Annotated in this window: 2 protein-coding genes; both read left to right on the top strand. The window is 64.3% G+C overall.

Annotation, left to right across the window (positions count from 1 at the left end; genetic code table 11):
- Positions 1 to 360: hypothetical protein (locus tag KF784_20135; GenBank protein ID MBX3121368.1), on the top strand; the 360-nt coding region annotated here is incomplete at its 5' end.
- Positions 345 to 1,982: hypothetical protein (locus KF784_20130; protein ID MBX3121367.1), on the top strand; the 1,638-nt coding region annotated here is incomplete at its 3' end. The genes KF784_20135 and KF784_20130, both read left to right, overlap by 16 nt.

Here is a 1,982-nt window from a genome sequence, read left to right as displayed (position 1 = left end):
AGCCTGCCGGAGAACGGCGTGGTCAAGGCCCTGCGCCATGAATTGTGGCAGGAGCACCTAGGGCTGACCTCGCTGCCGGATCAGCTCAAGACCTTGCCCGCCGACCCGACTTCCATGACCTGGGTCGCCGAATGGGAACATGCCGCCGCACACCATGTGGATGCGATCAAGAACGAACAGGCGCCGCCGGCCGACCATCCGCCGCACCTATTGCCTTGGAAGCCGGAGACCGACCCGAAGGAATATTTGGTCGCCCTCAAGATCCGCACGTCAAGCCTGCGCAGCAAGGCGCAGAAGTTCGACTTCAACACCTGCAAGGTCGACGACAAGAAGAGTCTGCTCCCATGGCCGATCATCTAGTCCAGAACGCCACCGCCGGAATCGGGCGGCTCCTGTCGTACCTCGACGTCGTTCACGGCGATATCGAGGAAGCACGCGCGTTTCTGAAACTGCTGGGCTGGGACCTGCCGCCCGGTCTCGACGACATCGGTCTGGCCGCCCTCGATCTCGGCGATTTCCTCACGAAGCTCGATGCGGTCATCGGCGCCTCCGACGCCGAATGGAACGACGAGGTGACCATGGCGGGCCGCATCGTCGACCTTGCCTTCGCCATCGAAGCCCTCGTCGCTCAGATTCACGATCTGGCTCACACCCTGCCCGCCAGACTGGCATCTTTCGGCGAGTACGTGGACCGCACGCAGATCCACAAGGAACTTCCCAGACGGCTGTTCGACTTCCTCGTGGCCAATTACCTGGCGCAGGCTTCGCCGCTCGCTTATGCCGTCCTCCACCTGATGAACATCATCGACTATCCCTACTACGCCGCCGATCCGGCGACGTTTCAGGTGCAACACGTGCGCGCCACGGTGCACTATCACCTCTTCAAAGTGCTGGTCACGGAGCCGAACCGACTGTTCACCGAGGCCTATGGCTGGGACACACCGGACTTCCAGTCCACCCTCTTTCTCAACCGGGTCAGCCAGCTCTTCCAGACGCTCGGGCTACGTAGTCGCATCCAGCCGTTGAGTCCCCAGGCGGAAGAGGCCTGGGTGGGACGTACCGGAGCGGGTGTCGATCCGCCGTCGCAGTTGATCACCTTTTTATATGAAGAGCGCGGCACGGCGTTCGGCGTACGGCTTGGACTCTCCCTCTTCGGCGCAGCCCCCACGTCGGCAGGCGCGAACGATGCCGGCCTCGGCCTCGCGCCTCTGATCCAAGGCCGGGCGGAAGGGGCGGTGCCGTTTCACCGATTGGAAGACACACGCATCGAATGGTCCGGCAACGTGGAGGTGCTCAAGCGGCTCGCGGTGATTCTGCGACCCAACCGGGACCTCACTCTTCGCAAGGGAGCGGGGCTCGGTGATGCCGTCAACGGCCGTCTCACGTTGGGACTGCGGCATGGTCAACCCACCGGCGAGCCTCAACCGCTGCTGCGGCTGCCCGGTGGGTCGGCCCTGCGGTATCAGCAATTCGCAGTTGCGGGCGGCATCGATGCCGCCTCGGCGACCACCCCCGAGACGTTCCTGGAGCTGGCGCTTCTGGGCCTTCGCTTCGACCTGTCGCTTGCCGAAGCCGATGGCTTCGTCCAGGGAACGCTGGCTCGCGATCGCGTCGAAGCGCCGTTCGACCTCACGCTCCGTTGGAGCAGCAAGACAGGACTCTCGCTCTCCGGCAGCGGCGGGCTCCACGTCTTTCTCACGTTGCAAAAATCCATCGGCCCATTACGGCTGGACGGCGTCCACATCGGGATCGACGTGGGTGAGGAGGGCATCGAGACCGAAACCAGCCTGAACGGACGCCTGACACTCGGGCCGGTCACCGCGACCGTCGAGCGGCTCGGCATGACCGTCAACATCTCGTTCCGCGAAGGGAACCTCGGCCTCTTCGGGCTGTCACCAGGCTTCAAACCACCGACGGGCCTGGGGCTGGCGATTGCCGCGCCGGGCGTGGTGGGCGGCGGGTATTTGGGCTTCGATCCCCAG

It is taken from the genome of Fimbriimonadaceae bacterium (assembly GCA_019638775.1).
Classification (GTDB): domain Bacteria; phylum Armatimonadota; class Fimbriimonadia; order Fimbriimonadales; family Fimbriimonadaceae; genus JAHBTD01.
Note: the sequence above shows the minus strand (reverse complement) of the source record. Positions and strands in the feature narration are given on the sequence as shown.